General features: G+C 70.4%; 18 protein-coding genes. 8 read left to right on the top strand and 10 right to left on the bottom strand.

The window, feature by feature from the left end:
- Window positions 1-27 precede the first annotated feature (27 nt).
- The 8 genes from PHN62_RS09605 (at window position 28) to purH (ending at window position 11498) form a co-directional block, all read left to right on the top strand.
- Window positions 28-762 (top strand): SIMPL domain-containing protein, encoded by a 735-nt coding sequence (locus PHN62_RS09605; protein ID WP_300149643.1) that lies wholly within the window; start codon window positions 28-30, stop codon window positions 760-762.
- A gap of 154 nt (window positions 763-916) precedes the next feature.
- On the top strand, window positions 917-2203 hold the full coding sequence (locus tag PHN62_RS09600) for a TIGR03862 family flavoprotein (protein ID WP_300149641.1): 1287 nt from the start codon (window positions 917-919) through the stop codon (window positions 2201-2203).
- Window positions 2193-4286: an ATP-dependent DNA helicase RecG gene (recG, locus tag PHN62_RS09595; protein WP_300149638.1), complete on the top strand. Its 2094-nt coding sequence runs from the start codon at window positions 2193-2195 to the stop codon at window positions 4284-4286. Before PHN62_RS09600 ends, recG begins: the two co-directional genes overlap by 11 nt.
- 229 nt (window positions 4287-4515) lie before the next feature.
- Complete coding sequence (locus PHN62_RS09590) at window positions 4516-5790, top strand: hypothetical protein (protein ID WP_300149636.1); 1275 nt, start codon at window positions 4516-4518, stop codon at window positions 5788-5790.
- 80 nt (window positions 5791-5870) lie between these two features.
- Window positions 5871-6593: a hypothetical protein gene (locus tag PHN62_RS09585; RefSeq protein ID WP_300149633.1), complete on the top strand. Its 723-nt coding sequence runs from the start codon at window positions 5871-5873 to the stop codon at window positions 6591-6593.
- Window positions 6590-7897 (top strand): transcription antitermination factor NusB, encoded by a 1308-nt coding sequence (locus PHN62_RS09580; protein WP_300149629.1) that lies wholly within the window; start codon window positions 6590-6592, stop codon window positions 7895-7897. Before PHN62_RS09585 ends, PHN62_RS09580 begins: the two co-directional genes overlap by 4 nt.
- A gap of 99 nt (window positions 7898-7996) precedes the next feature.
- Window positions 7997-9805, top strand: a complete 1809-nt coding sequence (locus PHN62_RS09575; RefSeq protein WP_300149626.1) for a heparinase II/III family protein — start codon at window positions 7997-7999, stop codon at window positions 9803-9805.
- A 100-nt stretch (window positions 9806-9905) separates the two neighbouring features.
- A complete protein-coding gene (purH, locus tag PHN62_RS09570) occupies window positions 9906-11498 on the top strand; it encodes a bifunctional phosphoribosylaminoimidazolecarboxamide formyltransferase/IMP cyclohydrolase (protein WP_300149625.1) in 1593 nt (530 codons plus the stop codon).
- On the opposite strand, the gene PHN62_RS09565 is transcribed toward purH, so the two are convergent.
- From PHN62_RS09565 to PHN62_RS09520, 10 genes are all read right to left on the bottom strand, one after another.
- Entirely contained in the window at window positions 11416-12039 is a 624-nt protein-coding gene (locus PHN62_RS09565) for a hypothetical protein (RefSeq protein ID WP_300149622.1), read from the bottom strand. The genes purH and PHN62_RS09565 overlap by 83 nt on opposite strands.
- Before the next feature lie 4 nt (window positions 12040-12043).
- Window positions 12044-12766: a CDP-alcohol phosphatidyltransferase family protein gene (locus PHN62_RS09560; protein WP_300149620.1), complete on the bottom strand. Its 723-nt coding sequence runs from the start codon at window positions 12764-12766 to the stop codon at window positions 12044-12046.
- Between the two features lie 177 nt (window positions 12767-12943).
- A complete protein-coding gene (locus tag PHN62_RS09555; RefSeq protein ID WP_300149618.1) occupies window positions 12944-14581 on the bottom strand; it encodes a CAP domain-containing protein in 1638 nt (545 codons plus the stop codon).
- Between the two features lie 163 nt (window positions 14582-14744).
- Window positions 14745-15662, bottom strand: a complete 918-nt coding sequence (gene radC / locus PHN62_RS09550; protein WP_300149616.1) for a DNA repair protein RadC — start codon at window positions 15660-15662, stop codon at window positions 14745-14747.
- Between the two features lie 4 nt (window positions 15663-15666).
- A complete protein-coding gene (map, locus tag PHN62_RS09545) occupies window positions 15667-16488 on the bottom strand; it encodes a type I methionyl aminopeptidase (protein WP_300149614.1) in 822 nt (273 codons plus the stop codon).
- A gap of 42 nt (window positions 16489-16530) precedes the next feature.
- Window positions 16531-17616 (bottom strand): hypothetical protein, encoded by a 1086-nt coding sequence (locus tag PHN62_RS09540; protein WP_300149611.1) that lies wholly within the window; start codon window positions 17614-17616, stop codon window positions 16531-16533.
- Window positions 17607-18275: a DUF1007 family protein gene (locus PHN62_RS09535; RefSeq protein ID WP_300149609.1), complete on the bottom strand. Its 669-nt coding sequence runs from the start codon at window positions 18273-18275 to the stop codon at window positions 17607-17609. The genes PHN62_RS09540 and PHN62_RS09535 overlap by 10 nt, the downstream gene beginning before the upstream one ends.
- Window positions 18272-19375, bottom strand: a complete 1104-nt coding sequence (gene aroC, locus PHN62_RS09530; protein ID WP_300149606.1) for a chorismate synthase — start codon at window positions 19373-19375, stop codon at window positions 18272-18274. The genes PHN62_RS09535 and aroC overlap by 4 nt, the downstream gene beginning before the upstream one ends.
- A 111-nt stretch (window positions 19376-19486) precedes the next feature.
- On the bottom strand, window positions 19487-20266 hold the full coding sequence (locus PHN62_RS09525; RefSeq protein WP_300149604.1) for a cytochrome c1: 780 nt from the start codon (window positions 20264-20266) through the stop codon (window positions 19487-19489).
- A gap of 19 nt (window positions 20267-20285) precedes the next feature.
- Window positions 20286-21593, bottom strand: a complete 1308-nt coding sequence (locus PHN62_RS09520; protein ID WP_300149601.1) for a cytochrome b N-terminal domain-containing protein — start codon at window positions 21591-21593, stop codon at window positions 20286-20288.
- Between the last annotated feature and the right edge of the window lie 10 nt (window positions 21594-21603).

Below are 21603 nucleotides of genomic sequence, written 5' to 3'. Positions count from 1 at the left end.
TCCTTTCCTTTCCCGCAGGAGCTTTCCATGTCGCGTCCCGTCCTCCGCCCCGCCGTTCTGGCCGCCGGTCTGGCCTTGTCCGGCCTTCTGGCCGCCGCGCCTGCGGCTTTCGCCGACGACCGCCTGATCTCGGTGTCCGGCGAGGGCTCGGCCACGGCGGCCCCCGATCTCGCGACCGTCTCGGTCGGCGTGCAGGTGGAGGCCGACACCGCCCAGGAGGCCGTCGCGCAGAACGCGACCCGCATGACCGCCGTCTTCGAGGCGCTCAAGGCCGCCGGAATCGAGGACAAGGACGTCCGGACCTCCAACTTCACCCTCGGCCCGCGCTACGACTGGGTGCAGGAGGGCGCCGGCGGCGGCGGACGCCAGGTGCTGCGCGGCTATGAAGTCTCGAACACGGTCAACGTCCGCCTGACGGACATCTCCAAGGTCGGCCCCACCCTCGACGCTCTGGTCGGCGCGGGCGCCAACCAGTCGGCGGGCGTGAACTTCGACATCGAGAACCGCGACGAACTCCTCAAGGCCGCCCGCCGCGAGGCCGCGCTCAACGCCCGCGCCAAGGCGCAGGAATACGCCGAAGCCCTCGGCGTGACGCTCGGCAAGCTCGACGGCCTGAGCGAACAGGTCTCCGGCCCGGTCTTCCCGGTGGTGGCCTTCGCCCGCGCCGCCGCGGCGCCGATGGCCGCTCCGCCGACCCCCATCGCGGGCGGCGAGCAGAGCATCACCGTGACCGTGACCGGAACCTGGCGGATCGCGGACTGATCCGCCTTCGCCTTTCGCCGCCTCTCCCGCGAGGGGCGGCCCCGAATCCTCCGGAGCCTTTCCCGATCCCGACGGATCGGGGAAGGCTCTGGCTTTTCGGCGCGGCGCGGCTTATCCCCAAGGCCTCCCGACGTCTTGAAGGCCTCTCCCGCGCATGACCTCCACCGCTCCCCTCGCCCTCGTGATCGGCGCCGGCCCCGCCGGACTCATGGCCGCCGAGATCCTCGCCCGGGCCGGAGCCCGCGTCGTGATCGCCGAGCGCATGGCGAGTCCGGCGCGCAAGCTGCTCATCGCGGGGCGCGGCGGCCTGAACCTCACCCACACCGATCCCGAAGAACGCTTCATCGGGCGCTATGGCGCGGCGGCGAAGCGGCTGGCGCCCGTGATCCGGGACTTCCCGCCCGAGGCCCTGACCGAATGGGCGGAGGGCCTCGGCCAGAAACTCTTCGTCGGCAGCAGCGGACGCCTCTTCCCGGAGAGCCTCAAGTCTTCGCCCCTGCTGAGGGCCTGGCTGCGGCGGCTCGGGGATCTCGGGGCGGAGCTGCGGCTCCGTCGGCGCTGGGTCGGCTGGACGCCCGAAGACGCATGGCTCTTCGAGACTCCCGAGGGCCCCGAGGAGATCCGGCCCGACGTCGCGGTTCTGGCGCTGGGCGGCGCGAGCTGGCCCCATCTCGGCCCGGACGGCGCATGGACGGAGCTTCTGGCCGCCAGAGGCGCGGCCCTCACGCCCTTCACCCCCGCCAACAGCGGCTTCCATGTGGAATGGCCCGAGGATTTCGCCGCCCGCTTCGCCGGGACGCCCCTGAAGCGGGTGGCCGTCGCCTGCGGCGCGACGCGGGTCATGGGCGAGGCCATGGTCGACCGTCGCGGACTCGAAGGCGGCGCGATCTACGCGCTCGGGCCCGCCATCCGGGCGGAGCTGGCCTTGCGCGACAAGGCCGCGATCCGCATCGACCTGCGCCCCGATCTGAGCCTCATGACTCTGGCGAAGCGGCTGGGGGCGCCGCGCGGCAAGCGCTCGCTCTCGACCCATCTGGAGAAGGCGGGCGGACTTTCGCCGGTGGCGCGGGCTCTGGCGCGCCTGGCGGGCCCCTTCGACGCCGAAGACCCGCGGACGCTGGCCGTGCGGATCAAGAACGCGCCCCTGACGCTCGGGGCCCCCTTCCCGCTGGACCGGGCCATCTCCAGCGCCGGAGGCCTGCGCTGGTCGGAGCTCACGCCGGATTTCGAGATGCGCCGTCTGCCGGGAGTCTTCCTCGCGGGGGAGATGCTGGATTGGGAGGCCCCCACGGGCGGATATCTGCTGCAGGCCTGTTTCTCTACAGGCGCGGCGGCGGGCGCGGCGGCGGCGCGGCGCCTCGGGCTCTCGCCGCCGGAGCAGCCCGCCGAACAGCTTGCCAATCCGCCGGATTCCCTGGAGTCCCGAGATCATGCGCCCTGAGATCCTCTATCCGCTCTTCGCCGAACCCCAGAGTCTCGAAGGCGTCGGGCCCAAGACCGCCGCCGGACTCGAGAAGCTCGGCGCGCGCAGCGTCGGGGACATGCTGGGGATCCTGCCGACGGGCGGCGTGGATCGCCGGATCCTGCCCGACGCGAGCCAGTCCGTCCCCGGCGCGGTGATGACGCTTGAACTCAAGATCCTGCGTCATCGCAATCCCGTCCGGCAGAACATGCCCTGGCGGGTCGAGGCCGAGGACATGGCGGGGACTCCGGTGAGCCTCGTCTTCTTCCATCCCAATCCGCAGCATCTCCAGAAGCAGCTTCCCGTCGGCGCGACCCGGATCGTCTCCGGCAAGCGCGAGGATTTCGACGGAACGATCCAGATCGTCCATCCGGAGCACATGCTCCCGCCCGAGGAAGCCGGGAGGCTCCCGGCCTTCGAACCGACCTATCCCACGGCGGGAGGCCTCGCGCCGCGCACCATCGCCAACGCCGTGGCCAAGGCTCTGGCTCAGGCGCCCGACCTGCCGGAATGGCTCGACGCCCCCCTGAAGGCCCGCGAGAACTGGCCCGGCTGGCTGGAGGCGGTCGCCTCGATCCATCAGCCCGCGAGCCGCGCCGATCTCGATCCCTCATCCCCCGCGCGGCGACGCCTCGCCTATGACGAGATGCTGTCCCATCAACTGGCGCTCGCGCTGATGCGGGCCCAGATGCGCCAGAAACGGCGGGGATTCTCCAATCCCGGCGACGGAAGCCTGCGGGCGAAGGTCTGGGCGGCTCTGCCCTTCGGCCCGACCGGCGCCCAGACCCGCGCCATCGCCGAGATCGAAGCCGACATGGCTTCGGAAAACCGCATGCTGCGGCTGCTGCAAGGCGACGTGGGCGCAGGCAAGACCCTCGTGGCGCTGATGGCGATGCTCATCGCGGTGGAATCGGGCGGACAGGCCGCCCTCATGGCCCCCACGGAGATCCTCGCGCGCCAGCACGCCGAGCGGCTCGCGCCTCTGGCGGCGCGGGCGGGCCTGCGTCTGGAGGTGCTCACCGGCCGCGACAAGGGCAAGGCCCGCGCGAAATTGCTGGAGGATCTGGCCTCGGGCGAGATCCATCTCCTGGTCGGCACCCATGCGCTGTTTCAGGGCGAGGTGGGGTTCAGGGATCTGCGGCTCGCGGTGGTGGACGAACAGCACCGCTTCGGCGTCAATCAGCGCATGGAGCTGGCCGCCAAGGGCCATGGCGTCGACATCCTGACCATGACCGCCACGCCCATTCCGCGCAGCCTCGCGCTGATGTCGCATGGCGACATGGATTTCTCCGTCCTCGACGAGAAGCCGCCGGGGCGCAAGCCCATCGTCACGCGGCTGATCTCCATGGCGCGTTACGACGAGGTGGCCGACGCCCTCGGGCGGGCTCTGGCCGCGGGACGACGGGCCTACTGGATCTGTCCTCTGGTGGAGGAATCCGCCGCCTCCGACCTGCCCGCCGCCGAGGCGCGGCGTCGGGCTCTGGCGGGGCTCTTCGGCGAGGAGCGCGTGGGGCTGGTCCACGGGCGCATGTCCGGCGCCGAGAAGGACGAGGCCATGTCCCGCTTCCAGCGCGGCGAGACGCAGATCCTGGTCGCCACCACGGTGGTCGAGGTCGGCGTGGACGTGCCCGAGGCCAGCGTCATGGTGATCGAGCAGGCGGAGCGTTTCGGCCTCGCGCAGCTGCACCAGCTGCGGGGCCGGGTGGGACGCGGCGCGGAAAGCTCGGCCTGCCTGCTGCTCCATGCGCCGGGCCCGCTCGGCGAGACGGCGCGCAAGAGGCTGGAGACCCTGCGCGAAAGCGAAGACGGCTTCCTCATCGCCGAAACCGACCTGAAATTGCGCGGCGCGGGGGATCTTCTGGGGGTGAAGCAGGCGGGGCTTCCGGCCTTCCGCTACGCCGCGCCGGAGGCCCATGACGACCTTCTCGCCGTGGCCCGCGACGACGCCCGCCTGATCATGACGCTCACGCCGGATCTGGCCTCGGAACGCGGTCGGGCGCTGCGGATTCTCCTGCACCTGATGAGACGTGACGAAGCCGTGAAGTACCTCTCTTCCGCGTAAGGAGAGGCAGGAATCCCTTGACGAATCCTTTCCGATTCTTCACCATCCGGAGGTCTGCGCCCCTCAGGAGACGCAGACAGGCGGCCCGCCGCCGCTTCGGGATTCGTCCCATCATCTCCGGAAAGGCCGAAAGACTTTCAAGCCGCAGCTTCGCTGCGGCTTTTTTTCGGCGTCGTCCGCTCACGAAGCGATCTTGCGCCCTGTGGGGGCGGGCGCCATGTGAGGCCTCATGACGCGCCCGACAGCCTCCTCGACCGCCGCGCGGAGATCGCGCAAGAGCCTGCTCCCCGCCTTCCTCTGGCGGAGCGGACAATTGCTCGCGGCCCTGAGTCTGGTGAACTGGGGCGCGCCCATCCTGCTCTCGGAGCGCTCTCCGGAGGTCCTGCTCCGTCAGGGCCTGATGGAGGCCTTCCAGACCGAGGCCACGCCCGAAAGGCTGATCCTCGACATGGACGCCGCCCTGGCCGCCGGAGAGATCGACGACGCGCTCCTGCTCAAGGAGGCGGCGGATCTCGCGGGCGTGACGCTGCCTCAGCGCCAGCTCGACCGGCTCGCCGCCGAGACCACCCGCCTGGCTCAGGCCCGCCGCACGGCCTATGACTGCGGACGCGGCTTCATCCTCGGCGCCGGAGAAGGCGCGGCGGGGATCGGCTGCGCGGTGATCTCGGATTTCTCGGTGGTCGGCGACGTGCGGGATCTGGCGCGCGAACTCCCGAAGGAGAACCCCAATGATCTGATCGTGGGTCTGGCGGCGGTGGGGCTGGCTCTGGAGGCGGGGATGCTGGTCAGCCTCGGCGCCACGGCGCCCGCCAAGACCGGAGTCTCGGTGGCCAAGTCGGCGGCGCGGTCGGGACTGCTCTCGGGGCCTCTGGCGCGCGAACTGCGGGTCGCGGTGGGCGAGGCGGTGGACCTCGGCCGTCTGCGCCGGGGGGGGCGCGTCGAGGAGGCGGGCGGCCTCCTGCGCGCGGACGGCCTCGGCCGCCTGACGCGTCCCATGGGCGATCTGAAGGCGGTCTACGACGTCGGGGGCTGGCGCGCGACGCGGCAGGTCCTGAAGATCAGCGACAGCGCCGACGACGTGGCCGACGGCGCCCGCGCCGCCCGGGCGCTCAGGGCGGATTCCGCGCCCGTGATGCGGGTGCTCGGCAAGGGCGCCCTGCGCGGAACGAAGATCGTCATGCGCGGCGCCTGGAAGATCGCCAGCGCCATCTTCGCGGTGATCGCGGGGATCTTCCAGATCCTGCTGGTGGCGCGGGATCTGCTCCGCGCGAGCCTGCGGCTGGTCTGGTGGGGGCTCAAGGGCTTCGTGAGGGCCTTCCTCGCCGGAGTCAGGCCCGATCCGCGCCCTGCTCCGCGTCCTGCTCCGCCTTCCTCCGCGCGGCCTGCTCCGCGCGCGGCGCCGGAGCCCGCCCGCCTGACGGCGGCCTCTCCTCCGCGGCTGGACGCGCCGCTGGAGATCCCTTCCGCGCGTCCGGCCTTCGCGGATCCGGCGCCCCAGGCCTGAGCTCCCCGCGGAGGCGCGCTTCCGCCGAAAGGCGCGAAGGCCATGGCGCCTTTCGCCGAAAGGCGCTATGAGCGGCGCCCATGCGCCAGGAAACCCGCAACGACCTCATACTCGCCGCCCTGTTCTTCGCCGTCGTCATGATGTGGACGGGGAGCTGGGAGCTGGCCCTCATCTTCATGTTCGCTCTGGGCTGGCATGAATACGGGCATGTGCTCGCCTTCCGCCACGCCGGACACAAGCGCGTGCGCTGGCGCTTCATTCCCTTTCTCGGCGCGGTGGCCTGGTCGGGCGCCCCGACGCGCAGTCAGGTCGAAAGGCTCTACATCGCGCTGATGGGGCCGGGCTTCAGCCTGATCCTTCTGGTCCTCTGCCTGCTCGCGCGGGCGATGGTCCCGGTGGGCAGCTGGGAGGGCTGGCTCCTGAGCTACGCCATCCTGACCATCGGCATGCTCAATGCGGTGAACCTGCTGCCGCTCTGGCCTCTGGACGGCTCGCATGTGCTGCGGGCCATGCTGGCCGGATGGGCGCCGCCGGGTCTGGCGCGCAACATCCTGATCGCCAGCGGCGGACTTCTCGTGATTCTGGCGGCGGTCAAGGGCCTGTTCGTCATCAGCATCTTCGCAAGCCTGCAGGTGATGGCCCTGATCCGCTTCGAAGCCGAAGCCGACGAGGCCGCCATGCGCCTGCTGACCCCTCGGGAGCGCTGGCTCGGAGCGGTCGCCTATTTCACCACGCTGGGCGCTCACGGTCTGGCGGGCTGGCCCTTCATCGCCAGCTTCACCGGTCTGGACTCCCTGTCATGACATCCGGAACGATTCCTCAGGCGGGTCTGCCCGCCCGGGCCGCCGCCGTCCAGATCCTCGAAGGCGTGCTGGCCGACGGCCGACGCCTCGACGAGCTCTGGGCCTACGCCGAAGGCCTGTCCGCGCGCGACGCCGGCTTCGCCCGCGCCCTGACCTACGCCGCCCTGCGCGAATTCGGACGGCTTCAGGTGGCGCTCGCGACCTTCCTGCCCAAGCCGCCGGAAGGGCGCGCGGGGGCCATCCTGCTCTGCGGCGCGGCGGAGCTTCTGGTTCTGAAGGGCGCGCCGCACGCCGCCGTGGATTGCGCGGTGCGTCTGGCGAAGGGGAGTTCGGCGCGGGCTCTGGCGCCTCTGGTCAACGCGGTGCTGCGCCGGGTCTCCGAGGTCGGGCCGGAGGCCTTCGCGGAGCTTGATCCCGAACTCAACGCCCCCGACTGGCTGATCAGGCGTCTGAAGGGGAATTTCGGCGCGGCCGGGACTCTGGCGATCCTCGCGGCCCATCGGGCGGGGGCGCCTCTGGACCTCACGCCGCGCGATCCCGCCGAAGCGGCGCTCTGGGCCGAGAAGCTCGGCGCGCAGCGGACTCCGGGCGGCGCCTCGCTGCGGCTTCAGCCTCAGGGCGCCGTGACGGCCCTGCCAGGCTTCGCCGAGGGCGCATGGTGGGCTCAGGACGCCGCCGCCGCCCTTCCCGCGCGGATGCTCGGGGATGTGCGGGGCCTGCGGGTGCTGGATCTCTGCGCGGCGCCGGGCGGCAAGACGCTCCAGCTCGCGGCGGCGGGCGCCGAGGTCACGGCGCTGGACGTCTCCGCAGAGCGGATGGAGCGCCTGAGCGAGAATCTCCTCCGCACGGGGCTCAAGGCGGAGCTCGTCGTGGCGGACGCCCTCGACTGGGGCGCCGAATCATCCTCCTACGACGCGATCCTCATCGACGCGCCCTGTTCGGCCAGCGGCACCATCCGGCGTCATCCGGATCTTCCGCATCTGCGGGGGGCGAAGTCGGGCGGGCCCGAGAAGGGCCTCGCGCTGGTTCAGGACCGGCTCCTGCGCCGGGCCGCCGAATGGCTCAGGCCGGGGGGCGCGATGGTCTATGCGGTCTGCTCGCTCTGGCCCGAGGAGGGGCCGCAGCGGGTGACCTCGCTGCTCAAGGCCCGCCCGGATCTGCGCCGCGAGGCGCCGCCCGCCGGAGCGGTCCCGCCGGAGCTTCTCGACGCCTCCGGAGCGCTCTCCACGCGGCCCGACCTCTGGCCGGAGATCGGGGGGATGGACGGCTTCCACGCGAGCCTGATGCGCAAGGCGCCCGCCTGAGGAGAGACATTCCCCGCGTGACAATTCCGAAGCTCTGGCCTAAGTCTTCCAAGGCTTTAACCATCGGAACGGGACCGGCATGGGGGGGAGCGCAGGCGCATGAGCAGCCCGAACGACAAGAGCGCGCGGGCTTCCGGAGCCGTCGCGCGCCGTCTCGCCCGCGGCTTCGACGGCGCGCGCGGCTGGTGGCGCGGAGTCTCCGCGCGGCGCCTGGCCGAGAACGGCCCCCTGCCCGACCATTTCCTGCATCGCTTCGAGCCCATCCGCGCCGGATGGCCCGAGCGCGCCGAGCGCATGGCCGAAGGGATCTTCCACGCCGAGGGCGTTTCGGTGAAGGCGCTCGACGCCGACCCCTGGGCGCAATCTCCGCCGGGCGAGCTCTGGGCCGAGGCCCTGCACGGCTTCGGCTGGCTGAACGACTTCCGGGCCGTGGACGGGGCTCCGGCGCGGGCGGCGGCGCGGCGGATCGTCGAGACCTGGCTTCAGCGGGCGAGCTCCTGGGATGCGGTGGGCTGGCGGCCTGCGGTGCTCGGCGACCGGGTGGCGTCCTGGATCCTCCATGGCGCATTGCTGACCGAAAACGCCGAGATGGTCTACCGGAGCGCGGTCTTCCGGAATCTGGCGGCTCAGGCGCGCTTCCTGCGGCGGGCCCTGCGCGACGAGCGCGTTCCGGCGCGTCGGGTGCGGGCGGCGATCGGGCTGGCGACGGCGGGGCTCGGGCTGGAGAGCCACGGCGAGCTTTACGCCGACGGCCTGGCCCATCTGGAGGAGGCGCTGGATCTGGCCCTTCTGCCGGACGGCGGGCCGGTCTCGCGCAATCCGGGCGAGGCGCTGGACCTGCTGGAGAAGCTGATTCAACTCCGCGCCAATCTGCTGACCGCCCGGCGCGAGATTCCCCCCGCCCTCGTGGACGCCATCCAGCGCATGACGCCCATCCTGCGGCTCTATCGCCAGGCGGACGGCGGGCTCGGGCTGTTCAACGGCGCCCGCGAGGAAAGCGACGGCCGCATGGATCGCGTGCTCGCGGCTTCGGGGGTGAATTCGCCCGCTCCGCCCCGCGCCATCGAGAGCGGCTTCCAGAGGCTCGCGCGCGGACGCACGGCCATCCTCTTCGACACGGGAGCTCCTCCGCGCGGCCCCGCCTCCGCCGAAGCCCACGGCGGGACGCTCGCCATCGAGATCGGCGTGGGGCGTCGGCGGATGGTGGTCAATTGCGGCTCGGGCGCGCATATGGATCCGCAATGGGACATCGCCTGCCGGGGCGCCGCGGCCCATTCGACGCTCTGTCTCGACGAAGCCTCGCCCGTGACCTTCTCGCCCGGCGAGAACGAACACAAGCGCCTGATCGTCTCCGGCCCGAGCCGCATGGAGAACGAACGCCGCGACGAATCCGAAGGCTCCTGGGCGTTGGGCGGCCATGACGGCTATCTGGACCGCTTCGGCTATCTGCATTACCGGCGGCTCTTCCTGGCGGCGGACGGCGCCGATCTGCGCGGCGAGGACACCTTGCTGCGTCCCGACGATTCCCGCCACGTCTCGCGCCGCGAGAAGATCCCCTTCGTGATCCGCTTCCATCTGCATCCCGAGGTCGAGAGCGAGCTCGACCCCGAGCGGCGTTTCGCGCTTCTGGCTCTGCCCAGCGGCGACGCCTGGGTGATGCGCCAGCTCGGCGGGCGGCTGGAGATCGAGGACAGCGTCTATATCGGACGCGCCGCCGCGCCGCGTCCCACGCGCCAGATCGCGGTCTACGCCGAGGCGCGCGGCCCCTCGTCTCAGGTGAAGTGGAGCTTCCGGCGCGCTCTGGAGGGCGGAGCCTCGCCGCGCGACTTCACCCCCGTGGACATGCGTTGGGCCGCCGATCCCTCGGAAGAGGCTCTGGCTCTGCCGCCGCCGCCCTTCCGGGGCTGAATTTCCGCGACGGCGCGGCGCTTCGCCCTCTGGCCGGATGCGCCGCGATATGCTTTGTCCGGCGCGACTTGCCGATTCTCAGCCGGGGGGCTTCTCCATCATGACCGACGTCGCGCCTGTGCGCCGCGCGCTGATCTCCGTTTCCGACAAATCCGGGTTGGAGGATTTCGCCCGCGCCCTCGTCGCCAGAGGCGTCGAGATCCTTTCCACGGGCGGCACCGCCAGAGCGCTCGCCGCCGCCGGAATTCCCGTGCGGGACGTCTCGGAGGTCACGGGCTTCCCCGAGATGATGGACGGACGCGTCAAGACGCTCCATCCCAAGGTGCATGGCGGGCTTCTGGCCCTGCGCGGAAACGCCGAGCATGAAGCCAGCATGGCGGCCCACGAGATCGGCCCCATCGACCTTCTGGCGGTGAACCTCTACCCCTTCGAAGCCACGCTGGAGAGCGGCGCGGGCTTCGACGACTGCGTCGAGAACATCGACGTGGGCGGCCCGGCGATGATCCGGGGCGCGGCCAAGAACCATGCGCATGTGGCCGTGGCCGTGGAGCCCGAGGATTACGCCGCCATCCTCGCCGATCTGGAGGCTCTGGGCGGCACCGGCGCGGCGCTGCGTCGGCGTCTGGCGGCCAAGGCCTTCGCCCGCACCGCGAGCTATGACGCGGCCATCGCCACTTGGCTGGAGGCCGAGACGGCCCGGCCCGAGGATCCGGCGCCGCGCTTCGCGGCTCTGGGCGGACGGCTGGCGCAGAGCCTGCGCTATGGCGAGAATCCGCATCAGCGGGCGGCGCTCTACCTCACCGCCGACACGCGCCCCGGCGCGGCGCGGGCCCGGCTGATCCAGGGGAAGGAGCTCTCCTACAACAACCTCAACGACGCCGACGCCGCTTATGAGCTGGTCGCGGAATTCGCGGGCGGAGCTCCGGCCTGCGTGATCGTCAAGCACGCCAATCCCTGCGGCGTGGCTCTGGGGGGCAGCCTGGTCGAGGCCTATGAGCGCGCCCATGATTGCGACCGCACTTCGGCCTTCGGCGGAGTGGTGGCGGTGAATCGTCCGCTGGACCGCGCCGCCGCCGAGGCCATCACCCGGATCTTCACCGAGGTCGTCATCGCGCCCGAGGCGGATGCAGAGGCTCGGGCCGTCTTCGCGGCGAAGAAGAACCTGCGCCTGCTGATCGCCGGGAGCCTGCCCGATCCGAGCGCGCCGGGCTGGGTCTACAAGCCCGTCGCGGGGGGCTTCCTGCGTCAGAACCGCGATTCGGGCCGCCTGATCCTCGCGGATCTGAAGATCGTCACGAAGCGCGCCCCCACCGAGGCCGAATTGCGCGACATGCTCTTCGCCTGGCGGGTGGCGAAACATGTGAAGTCCAACGCCATCGTCTATGCGAAGAACGAGGCGACCGTGGGCGTGGGCGCGGGCCAGATGAGCCGCGTGGACTCGACCCGCATCGCCGCCCGCAAGGCCGAGGACATGGCCGAGGTTCTGGGCCTGAGCGAAGCCCCGACCCGGGGCTCGGTGGTGGCTTCGGACGCCTTCTTCCCCTTCCCCGACGGCCTGCTGACGGCGGCGGCGGCGGGCGCCACGGCGGCGATCCAGCCGGGCGGCTCGGTCAAGGACGCCGAGGTGATCGCGGCGGCCGACGATGCGGGGCTCGCCATGGTCTTTTCGGGAATGCGGCATTTCCGGCACTGAATCCCGAGTCGCGCGCGGGAGGCCCGAGGCTTCTCCGCGCGCGGATCGCCAGAATCTGGAGGATCAGCCAGATCCCCAGAGTTATGACCGCGCCCTCCGCGCCCAGGCCTTTGAGCAAAGGCCATGCGGAGGCCGGACCGAAGATCAGCGCCACGGAGAACATCCCAAGCGCCAGCGGCAAGCCTCCGCTCAAGCCCGGCAGGCCCCCGTAAAATCCGAGGCCGAGCAGGCCCGCGAATCCCACCCCGACGCATTGAGCGCCCAAAAGAACCGCCAGCGGGAAGCTCCAGAGCGCGCGCAGCCAGCCTCGTCCGCCCTCGCGCCCGAAGCCGCCGGACAGCAGGACCCCGGAGGCGAATCCCGCCAGACCGGAGACCAGCGCCAGTTTGCGCAGCTCCTCAGGCCCGGATTCCGCCGCGACTCCCGTCAGAGCGCCGAGGGCGGCGCCCGCCAGAGCGGTCAGCGCGCCCATGGCGAGGCGCAGCCTGAAGCCGCCCTCCTCGCGCCATGGTCCGCCCCAGGCTTCGCGCCGCGACTCCATCGCCTCAGCGCGCCGCGCCCTTGGGCTTCACGCGGAAATAGCCGAGCCCCAGGAAATAGACGCCGATCACACAGAGGATCCACACCACCCAGGGCGCCGGATCCATGTTCTCCCAGATGGCGTAAAGCGCCAGAACCGACCACACCCCCATGAGGCTCAGCGTCAGCCCGCGCAGCATCTTCACCCGGAAGAGATGCACGAACATGTAGCGCGAGAAGGTGAAGACGCTCAGGAAGGCCACCACGACGAAGGTCGCCCAGGACGGCGGATCCAGAAGGAAGACGTAGAAGACCACCAGATTCCAGACCATCGGAAAACCCTGGAACCATCCGTCTTCGGTCTTCATCTCCTGATCGGCCATGTAGAAGGCGCTGGTCAGCAGGATCATGGCGGCGGCTGCGGCGTTCCAGCCCGGCGCGAGGTAGTCGGTCTGCATCAGCGCGAAGACCGGAACGATGGCGTAGGTGAAGTAATCCACGAGGCAGTCGATGGCCTCGCCCGAGAAACGCGGCGCGAAACGCTTCACGTCATAGCGCCGGGCGAGCGACCCGTCCACGCCGTCCACGAAGAGCGCGGCCGCCAGCCACAGGAACATCGCCCGCCAATCCTGACGCGCGGCCGCCAGAAGCGCCATGAAGCCCCAGACCGTTCCCGTGGCGGTGAAGATGTGGATAGCGAGGGCGCGATTGCGTTCGAAGGGCGTCCCCTGAGGCGAAGGCTCGTTCATGGCGCGGCGACCCCCTGTTCTATGGCGAATGGGCCGCGTCATGACATTGAACGCGCGTCGGGCGCAAGACCGCAATTCGGCCTTGCGCCCGCCAGGAGCTCTCCGGGACGCAGGACCGGAGCCCTCCCCGACCGGAAGATCGGGACAGGCTCCGGACCCGCGCCAGAACGCGCAGGATCAGTTGAAGAAGCCGATCAGCCCGCCGCCCGCGTCGCCGCTGGCGACCACGGTGGTGACCCGCCGCGTGACCCAGCCCCGACGCTCGGAGACCGGAGCCTCGAGGCGGCGCTCGACCGCGATCTGCACCGCGGAGCCGTCGTAGACCGGCGTGACGACGCGCGTGGTCGTGGTCGTGGTGGTCGTGACGGAGGGCGAGGCCTGGGCGATCTGGACCGGCTCGTAGAAGGGCGCCGGACGCGGAGTCGGCGACGTCCGGGGCGCCTGGGCGATCTGGACCGGCGCCGGATCATAGACCGGAGCCGCCGCCACGCGGACCGGAGCCGGATCATAGACCGGAGCCGCGACGAAGCCGCGGCTTCCGCGCACGCCCGCGTCGCCCGGCTCGTAGACCGGCAGCGAGGCCACCTGATGCGTGGGCAGGCTCAGCCCGCCGATGGAGCCGGTCTGAAGATCGGAGAAGCCGTTGAAGGCCAGGTCGTAGACCGGCGCGACCGGCGCCTGCGCGAGCTGGATCGGAGCATGGACCGGCGCGGCGGAGGCGAAGCTCGTGGCGGGCTGTCCGGTCCGGGCGGGCGCGCCGACGAAGCCGCCCGCGCCGTCGGTGAAGATCGCGGCGAGGCGCACGCCGCCGTCCACCACCTCCACCCCGAGCCCGACGCTGGCGTAGGAGCCGTCGAGCAGGGCCTGCATGTTGCTGGGCTCGCGGGCCCAGGTGTCGAGCATGGTCTGCGCGAGGTTCTCGGCGGACCAGGCGACGTTGTCGCCCTTCCAGACCGTGGCGGCCACGCGGCGGGCGCCGGTGGCGGCGCTGGCGCGTCCGAGCAGTCCGCCGTCGGCGTCCATGCGTCCGGCGCGGCCCATCTCGCGGCTGCGGTCGCGGGCGAAGCCGGCGAGGCGCTGATCCACCTGGAGCGCCGCAAGCCCGTTGCGGGCCCGCACGGCGTTGATGGCGCTCAGGGCCGAGGCCTCCATGGAGGAGCCGAAGCCCGCCGGCGCGACGACCGGCTGCGCCTGCTGCGGGGCGGCGGCCATGAGCGTCTCGCCCGCGGCTCCGCCGCCGGCGGCGCCGTAGAGCATGGTCACGTAGATGGCGTCGCCGCGCTGGCTGACGCCGACGCCTGCGGCGACGAAGTCGCGCTCGAGCAGGTTGCGGCGATGTCCGGGGCTGTCGAGCCAGTTCTCGACGGTCTGCTGCGAGACGCTGGCGGGGCTCCAGTCGATCTTGCCGCGGGCGGTCCAGAGGTTTTCGGCGGCCCGGCCGAGGCGCTGCATATGTCCGCCAAGACGGCTTTTCAGGGTGGAGCCGTCCGGGGAGACATGGTCGAAGAAGCCTTCCGCCATCATCTTGCGGCTGTATCCGGCCGCGACCGCGTCGAGCGCGGCGTCTCGGCTGAGGGGCCCGAGTCCCTGACGGGCGCGAGCCTGATTGGCCGCAGCCATCACCTCGTCGACCATCCGCGCCTCGAAATTCGCCGTGTCCCTCGGCGGCGGGGCGAAGCGCGCGACTTCCGCTGCGGTCAGCGAAACGGTCTTCGACCAGAGTTGCGGATCCGCCTGCGCCGGAGCGGCCAGGAGACACGCCAGCGTCAGAGCCGCCGTCGCGCCGCCGGTCGTCCTGAGAGAGCCGCAGGTCATGGAGAAGATGACTCTTTTCTGCATCACTGTGCCTATTTTAATCCGAAGTCCTTGACTTCGTTTGGCTCCCGTCCCTAGCGTCGTTTAGGCGAAGTCTTTCGACTCCGTCAAGACCATCCAAAGGGCGCGTCTTCATCCGTAGGAGGCCGAAGACTTGGGGTTTTCAAAGCAAATCCCGGGCCCTCAGGCTGACGTCCGCCTTTTTTCCCACAATAATATGATCGATCAGTTGAACCCCGACCGCTTCGAGCGCTTTTTTTACGTCTTTCGTCGTCCGGACGTCTGCGGCTGAGGGGCTGGGATCGCCTGTGGGGTGATTATGGGCCATGACCACGCCCGAGGCCCGCAACTCGACCGCCCTTTTGGCGACCTCTCTGGGATAGACGGGCGCATGATCCACCGTCCCCCGATTGCGGGCTTCGTCGGCCATGAGGGCGTTCTTCTTGTCGAGAAAGAGCAGCCGGACCTCCTCCACGGGCAGATGCGCCATGCGGGTGCGGCAATAGGCCACGATCTCTGACCATTGTGCGAAGACGGGACGGCCGATGACTTTCGCCTGAGCCAGGCGATGCGCCGCGGCCTCGACGATCTTGAATTCGACGATGGCCGAATCACCCAGACCCTTCACTTCGCGCAGACGGGCGGGCTCCGCCGACAACACGCCCTCCACGTCATGGAAACGTCCGAGCAACGCCTTGGCCAGGGGCTTGACGTCGCGGCGGGGGATCGCCCGGAACAGAAGGAGTTCGAGAAGCTCGTAATCATGCACCGCGTCCAGGCCGCCCTTCAGGAAGCGGGCCCGCAGACGGTCGCGATGTCCGGCGTGGAGCGGGATCTCGGAGGATTTCGTGGAGCGTTGCGGAGATCCGCGCCCGGATTCTCCAGCTTCTTCTCCGGCTTCCGGATCCTCGTCTTCGCCCTCCTCCTCCTCCTCGCGGGAGGCGGCGGAGGCGGGCGCGACGCCCCCGACCCTGGAGGGCGCGGCGTCCTCGAAGCCGGGCGAGGAAGGATCGGAAGGCTCCTCCGTCCCCTCCGCGCCGCCTTGCGGCGGGCCCTTGCGCCTTCCCCCCCTTCCCGTCATGGGTTCAGCGCAGCCAAGGAGGCGTGAAGCGTCCGGCGGGGGAGAGGGTGAATATCTCCACGCCCTGGTCCGTCACGCCGACGCTGTGTTCGTATTGCGCCGAAAGCGACATGTCGCGCGTGACGGCGGTCCAGCCGTCGGAGAGGATCTTGGTCTCGGGGCGGCCGAGGTTCAGCATGGGCTCGATGGTGAAGAACATGCCCGGATGGATCCGCTCGCGCGTTCCGGGCTTGCCGTAATGGAGCACGTTGGGGGAATCATGGAAGACCCGCCCGAGTCCATGACCGCAGAACTCGCGCACCACCGAGCAGCGCCGCGCCTCGGCGTAGGTCTGGATGGCGGCGCCGATGTCGCCGAAATGGCCGCCGGGGCTCACCGCCTCGATTCCGCGCATCAGCCCGTTATAGGTGGTTTCGATCAGGCGCTTCGCCTTCACGCTCGGCTCGCCCGCGACGTACATCCGCGAGGAATCGCCATACCAGCCGTCGACGATCACCGTCACGTCGATGTTGAGGATGTCGCCATCCTTGAGCGCGCGCTCGCCGGGGATGCCGTGGCAGACCACGTGGTTGATCGAGATGCAGCTCGCATGCCTGTAGCCGCGATAGCCGATGGTGGCTGAGGTCGCGCCGCCGGCCCTGACGAACTCCTCGCAGAGCCTGTCGAGCTCCGCCGTCGTGATTCCGGGGCGCACGTGATCCTCGATCATGTCGAGAACCTCCGCGACGGTCCGTCCGGCGCGGCGCATGCCCTCGAAATCCTCGGGCGCGTAGATGCGGACGCCTTCCGGCGAACGGGCGGCTTCGGTCTTCATCGCTTTCTGCATTCTCCTTCACCTGCGGAAGTGTGGTCCAGATCCGGCGGTCGATCAAGTCGTTTGGCGCGCGGCGCCCAGCAGGGCCGGGCCCGAGGGCGGAGCGCTCAGGGCGGCGGCGAGCGTCAGCCCGCCCATCAGCGCCAGAGCCAGCCCGAAGGCCATGGCGAGTCCGCCCGCCCATCTGCGGGCTCCGGCGGCGCGTCGGGCGCCGAGCCTCTCGGCCAGTCCGAGCGCGCCCGCGAAGCCGAGCGCCACGCCGCCCGTCGCGGCCCCCACGCCGAGGCCCATGGCCAGAGCCGCGAGGACGCCCGTCCAGGGCCATCCCATGGCCCAGGCGGCGGTCAGGATCATCAGCGCCCCCGTGCAGGGCCGGACCGCCGTGGCCGCGATCACCGCCAGACGCGCGCGCCATGTGTCGGCGGCGGCGGCCCGGGCGGGGTCGGGACCATGGGCGCAGCCGCATTGCGGGCCATGCTCGTGCGCCTCGGCGACGGCGGGAGGAGGCGCGGCCTGGGCCGCCATATGGGGAGCCTCGGGCGCGAAAGCCAGAGTCAGCGCCCGTCCCGAGACGGCGCCTCCCCGGGGCGCGGCCAGCCGGAAGGCCGCAGCGGGCGCAGGCCGGGCCTCAGGCGCCGATGCTCCCGAGCGCCAGATTCCGCGGCCTCTCCAGGCCAGCCAGAGCCCGAGCCCGATCATCAGCGCGGCGGAGAGCGGCGTGAAGACGCCCTCCACCAGCCCGACGGCCCGACGTCCGCCCCGGTCGAGGATCAGCAGCAGCCCGTAGACCAGGGCCACCGCGAAGACCGCCTGAGCCAGAGCCGCCGTCAGGGCGAGTCCTGCGGCGCGTCGGGCGTCGGCGCGGGTGGCGGCGGCGTAGGCCGCGACGAGCGCCTTGCCATGTCCGGGCCCGAGCGCATGGAGAACGCCGTACAGGAAGCTCGCGCCGACGAGGCTCGCGCGTCCGCCCCAGGGGTCTTCGCGCATCAGCCTCAGCCCCGCGGTGAGGCTCCGGTGGGCCTCCTGCTGGCGCATCTGCAGCCAGAAGGCGGCGTCGCTCCAGCCGAAGGCCGCAGCCGCCGCAGGCGACAGGACCAGAACCCCCGCCGCGCCCAGCGCCAGAAGCCCCCTCATCCGCATGAGAGGCCGATCCGGTCGGCGAAGACGAAGCCCGGCTCCTCCACGCCCTCGATCTCGGGAGTCTCCTCGGCGGCGAACTCCAGCAGGCGCTTCTGCAGGGCGCGGTCGACATGGGCGGGGGCGCGGGTCAGGCGGCAGCCCTCGACGTCTTCGGGTTCGAGCGTCGCGCCGTCCTCGGCGTCGAGCAGCTTGATGGAGGCGTAGAAATAGGGGTCGTAGATCCGCAGCTCGACGCCCTCGCCCTCCAGAGCGGCGGGCTCGGCCAGAGGCGCGACGTAGGAGAGCGCGAAGCGGTCGCCGATCTGCATGGCGTGGGCCTCCTCGGCGGGCCTGAGCGCCAGCTTCGCGCCGCCCCCCGCCGGACGCAGATGCACATACCAGTTCCACATGTCGAGGCCGTTGAGATTCTCCTCGGCGGCGAAGATCTGCTCCTCGTCGGTCCAGACGCCGTCCTTGTCGGCGTCCAGCTCCAGAGCCTCGGCCATGTAGGCGGTGTAGATTTCATCGAAGACCAGATGCAGCCGCACGCCCGTCAGGCGGCGCTGATCGTCGAGGAGAAGCTCCGCCTGGGCGTCCGCGAAGACATGCGGATGCGCCGCCAGAGGCCCCCCCGCCAAAGCCGCCGCCAGAGCCGCAGCCGCTCCCGTCCGCCTGCTCATCCGATCCGCCCTCCGCCGTTCTCGCCGACCTGTCCGCGATGGAGCAGCAGATGGTCGGCCAGAGTCAGGGCCATCATGGCCTCGCCCACCGGCGCGGCCCGGATCCCCACGCAGGGATCATGGCGCCCTTTGGTGATCAGCTCCACCTCCCGTCCGGAGAGGTCGATGCTGCGCCGGGGCGTGAGGATCGAGGAGGTGGGCTTGACCGCGAAGCGCGCGACCACCTCCTGTCCGGTGCTGATCCCCCCGAGGATTCCGCCCGCCCTGTTCGAGAGGAAGACGGGGCCTTCGTTCCCCATGCGCATCTCGTCGGCGTTTTCGGAGCCGGTGAGCGCGGCGGCGGCGAAGCCCTCGCCGATCTCGACGCCCTTGACCGCGTTGATCGACATCAGCGCGGCGGCGAGATCCTGATCGAGCTTGCCGTAGATCGGCGCGCCCCAGCCCGCCGGGACGCCCTCGGCGACCACCTCCAGCACGGCGCCGATGGAATCTCCGGATTTGCGCAGGGCCTCCAGCTTCGTCGCCCAGCGCTCGGCGGCGGCGGCGTCGGGCGACCAGAAGGGATTGCGCTCGGTCTCCTCCCAGTCCCAGGCGGCGCGGTCGACGGCGTCGGCGCCCATGGCGACCATCGCGCCGCGGATCCGCACCCGGGGCGCCAGAGCCGCGAGGATCACGCGCGCCACCCCTCCGGCCGCCACGCGGGCGGCGGTCTCGCGGGCGGAGCTGCGTCCGCCGCCGCGGGGATCGCGGATCCCGTATTTGGCGAAATAGGCGTAATCGGCGTGGCCGGGACGGAACTGCCGCGCGATCTCGCCGTAATCCTTCGAGCGCTGATCCTCATTGCGGATCATCAGGCTGACGGGCGTTCCGGTGGTCTTCCCCTCGAAGACGCCGGAGAGGATCTCGACCTGATCCCCTTCGCGGCGCTGGGTGACGTATTTGCTGGTGCCGGGCTTGCGTCTGTCGAGCCAGGGCTGAAGGTCGGCCTCGCTCAGGGTCAGGCCCGGCGGGCATCCGTCCACCACCGCGCCGAGGGCCGGGCCATGGCTCTCGCCCCAGGTGGTCACGCGCAGCAAGCGGCCGAAGCTGTTGACGGACATTCCGCCTCCCCATCAAACCAAAGAGGCCCGGGACGGCCTGTCAGCCTCCCGCGCCCCCTGTTTCCGAACCCTGGACGCCCCCGGACCAGCCGGAGGCGCGATCCCGCAGGCTCACGCCTCCGGATGCTTGATCTTCTTCCAGATCTTCTTGTTGGTGATCCAGAGGAGCAGGCTGAAGAAGGCCAGGAAGAGCACGTTGCGCAGACCCGCGCTCTTGCGGGCGACCATGTCGGGCTCGGCCGCCCAGGCGAGGAAGACCGAGACGTCATGGGCGTATTGCTCGACCGTGCGCGGCACGCTCTCGTCGGCGTATTCGACCACGTCGTCCGACAGCGGCGGCGACATGCTGAGGGCGCCGCTCTCGAAGGCGTGGTTCTCGTAGAGGATCGAGCCCGCCTGTTCGATCTCCTCGCCGGTGTAGCTGGTGAGGAGCGAATAGATGTAGAGCGGGCCGTTCGGACGGGCCTTGGCCATGAGCGTCAGGTCGGGCGCTCCCGCCGAGGTCACCGCCGGGAAGTTGTCCGAGAGCAGCGCCGTGCGCAGATCGCCCGGCTCGCCTTCGAGGTTGGGCACCTCGTAATGGCCCGCCATGGCCTGAGCCTGGCCGCGCGAGAAGCGCGGACCCTCGGCGTTGCCGAGTCCGGTCTGGTTCTCGTAGGCCATGATGTCGCGGATCGGCAGGTATTTCAGGCCGTGGCAGGCCTTGCACACCACGTCGTAGACTTGGAAGCCGCGCTGGAGCTCGGCCTGGTCGTAATGGCCGAGCGCCCCCTCGAAGGAGAAGCTCTGGTCCTTCAGCTGCGCATGTCCGCCAGCGGCGGAGGCGGCGGAGGCCGCGCCCAGACCGAGCGCAAGGCCCAGGGCCGCCGCGGAGATCGACGCTTTCGTCATTGTCCTGTCCCTCTGGCGCTTAGTGGCTGTGGCTGGGGCTGGCGGCGACCGGGGCCGGAGCCTCCGGCTTGTGGGCCGGCGGATGCTTGGCGGCGAAATCCGCCTCGATGGACTCGGGCAGGGGCTTCGCCTTCTCGATCATCCCGACGACCGGCATGACGATGAGGAAGTGGATGAACCAGTAGGCGGTGGCGAATTGCCCGATCAGGATGTAGGGCTTCTCCGCCGGCTTGCCGCCGACCCACATCAGCAGGAAGAAGTCCAGCGCGAGGAGCACGAAGAACCAGCGGTAGATCGGACGATAGCGCGTGGAGCGCACCCGCGAGGTGTCGAGCCAGGGAATGAAGGCCAGAACCGCGATGGCGCCGAACATGGCCAGCACGCCGCCGACCTGAGAGGGGATCGCGCGCAGGATCGCGTAGAAGGGCAGGAAGTACCACTCCGGCACGATGTGCGCGGGCGTGACCAGCGGGTTGGCCTCGATGTAGTTGTCGGGGTGCCCGAGGTAGTTCGGCGCGAAGAACACGAAGGCCGCGAAGACGGTCAGGAAGACCATGACCGCGAAGAGGTCCTTCACCGTGTAATAGGGGTGGAAGGGAACGGTGTCCTTCTTGACGTTCTCGAGGCTGTCCTTGCGGACCTCGACGCCGGTCGGGTTGCCGTTGCCGACATGGTGGAAGGCCCAGACGTGCAGCACGATCAGGCCGGCCAGCACGAAGGGCAGCAGGTAATGCAGCGCGAAGAAGCGGTTGAGCGTCGGATTGTCGACCGAGAAGCCGCCCCAGAGCAGCGTGCGCGCGTAATCGCCCACCACCGGCAGGGCGCCGACGATGTTGGTGATCACGGTGGCGCCCCAGAAGCTCATCTGGCCCCAGGGCAGCACGTAGCCCATGAAGGCGGTGGCCATCATGATCAGGTAGATCACGACGCCGATGATCCAGACCAGCTCGCGGGGGGCCTTGTAGGATCCGTAGTAGAGCCCGCGGAAGATGTGGGCGTAGACCGCGATGAAGAAGAAGGAGGCGCCGTTCGCATGGGCGTAGCGCAGCAGCCATCCGCCGTTCACGTCGCGCATGATGTGCTCGATGGAGGCGAAGGCCTTGTCGACGTGCGGCGTGTAATGCATGGCGAGGACCACGCCCGTGACGATCTGGTTGACCAGCATCACCACCAGCGCCACGCCGAAGATCCAGGCCCAGTTCAGGTTCTTGGGCGTCGGAAAGGCCATGAAGTCGCGCGCGAATCCGATGATCGGCAGGCGCTGTTCGAGCCAGCCGGCGGCCGAACCGGGCGCGGCTTCGTAATGCTCTTGCGGAATCGTTCCCATCTGGCGGTCC

The organism is Neomegalonema sp. (assembly GCF_028688855.1).
In the GTDB taxonomy this organism is placed as follows: domain Bacteria; phylum Pseudomonadota; class Alphaproteobacteria; order Rhodobacterales; family Rhodobacteraceae; genus Neomegalonema.
Note: the sequence above shows the minus strand (reverse complement) of the source record. Positions and strands in the feature narration are given on the sequence as shown.

What these genes read in the sequence shown, in the direction of transcription:
- PHN62_RS09605 (WP_300149643.1), top strand. Translation starts at nt 28, where the DNA reads ATGTCGCGTCCCGTCCTCCGCCCCGCCGTTCTGGCCGCCGGTCTGGCC.
- PHN62_RS09600 (WP_300149641.1), top strand. Translation starts at nt 917, where the DNA reads ATGACCTCCACCGCTCCCCTCGCCCTCGTGATCGGCGCCGGCCCCGCC.
- recG (WP_300149638.1), top strand. Translation starts at nt 2,193, where the DNA reads ATGCGCCCTGAGATCCTCTATCCGCTCTTCGCCGAACCCCAGAGTCTC.
- PHN62_RS09590 (WP_300149636.1), top strand. Translation starts at nt 4,516, where the DNA reads ATGACGCGCCCGACAGCCTCCTCGACCGCCGCGCGGAGATCGCGCAAG.
- PHN62_RS09585 (WP_300149633.1), top strand. Translation starts at nt 5,871, where the DNA reads ATGCGCCAGGAAACCCGCAACGACCTCATACTCGCCGCCCTGTTCTTC.
- PHN62_RS09580 (WP_300149629.1), top strand. Translation starts at nt 6,590, where the DNA reads ATGACATCCGGAACGATTCCTCAGGCGGGTCTGCCCGCCCGGGCCGCC.
- PHN62_RS09575 (WP_300149626.1), top strand. Translation starts at nt 7,997, where the DNA reads ATGAGCAGCCCGAACGACAAGAGCGCGCGGGCTTCCGGAGCCGTCGCG.
- purH (WP_300149625.1), top strand. Translation starts at nt 9,906, where the DNA reads ATGACCGACGTCGCGCCTGTGCGCCGCGCGCTGATCTCCGTTTCCGAC.
- PHN62_RS09565 (WP_300149622.1), bottom strand. Translation starts at nt 12,039, where the DNA reads ATGGAGTCGCGGCGCGAAGCCTGGGGCGGACCATGGCGCGAGGAGGGC.
- PHN62_RS09560 (WP_300149620.1), bottom strand. Translation starts at nt 12,766, where the DNA reads ATGAACGAGCCTTCGCCTCAGGGGACGCCCTTCGAACGCAATCGCGCC.
- PHN62_RS09555 (WP_300149618.1), bottom strand. Translation starts at nt 14,581, where the DNA reads ATGACCTGCGGCTCTCTCAGGACGACCGGCGGCGCGACGGCGGCTCTG.
- radC (WP_300149616.1), bottom strand. Translation starts at nt 15,662, where the DNA reads ATGACGGGAAGGGGGGGAAGGCGCAAGGGCCCGCCGCAAGGCGGCGCG.
- map (WP_300149614.1), bottom strand. Translation starts at nt 16,488, where the DNA reads ATGCAGAAAGCGATGAAGACCGAAGCCGCCCGTTCGCCGGAAGGCGTC.
- PHN62_RS09540 (WP_300149611.1), bottom strand. Translation starts at nt 17,616, where the DNA reads ATGCGGATGAGGGGGCTTCTGGCGCTGGGCGCGGCGGGGGTTCTGGTC.
- PHN62_RS09535 (WP_300149609.1), bottom strand. Translation starts at nt 18,275, where the DNA reads ATGAGCAGGCGGACGGGAGCGGCTGCGGCTCTGGCGGCGGCTTTGGCG.
- aroC (WP_300149606.1), bottom strand. Translation starts at nt 19,375, where the DNA reads ATGTCCGTCAACAGCTTCGGCCGCTTGCTGCGCGTGACCACCTGGGGC.
- PHN62_RS09525 (WP_300149604.1), bottom strand. Translation starts at nt 20,266, where the DNA reads ATGACGAAAGCGTCGATCTCCGCGGCGGCCCTGGGCCTTGCGCTCGGT.
- PHN62_RS09520 (WP_300149601.1), bottom strand. Translation starts at nt 21,593, where the DNA reads ATGGGAACGATTCCGCAAGAGCATTACGAAGCCGCGCCCGGTTCGGCC.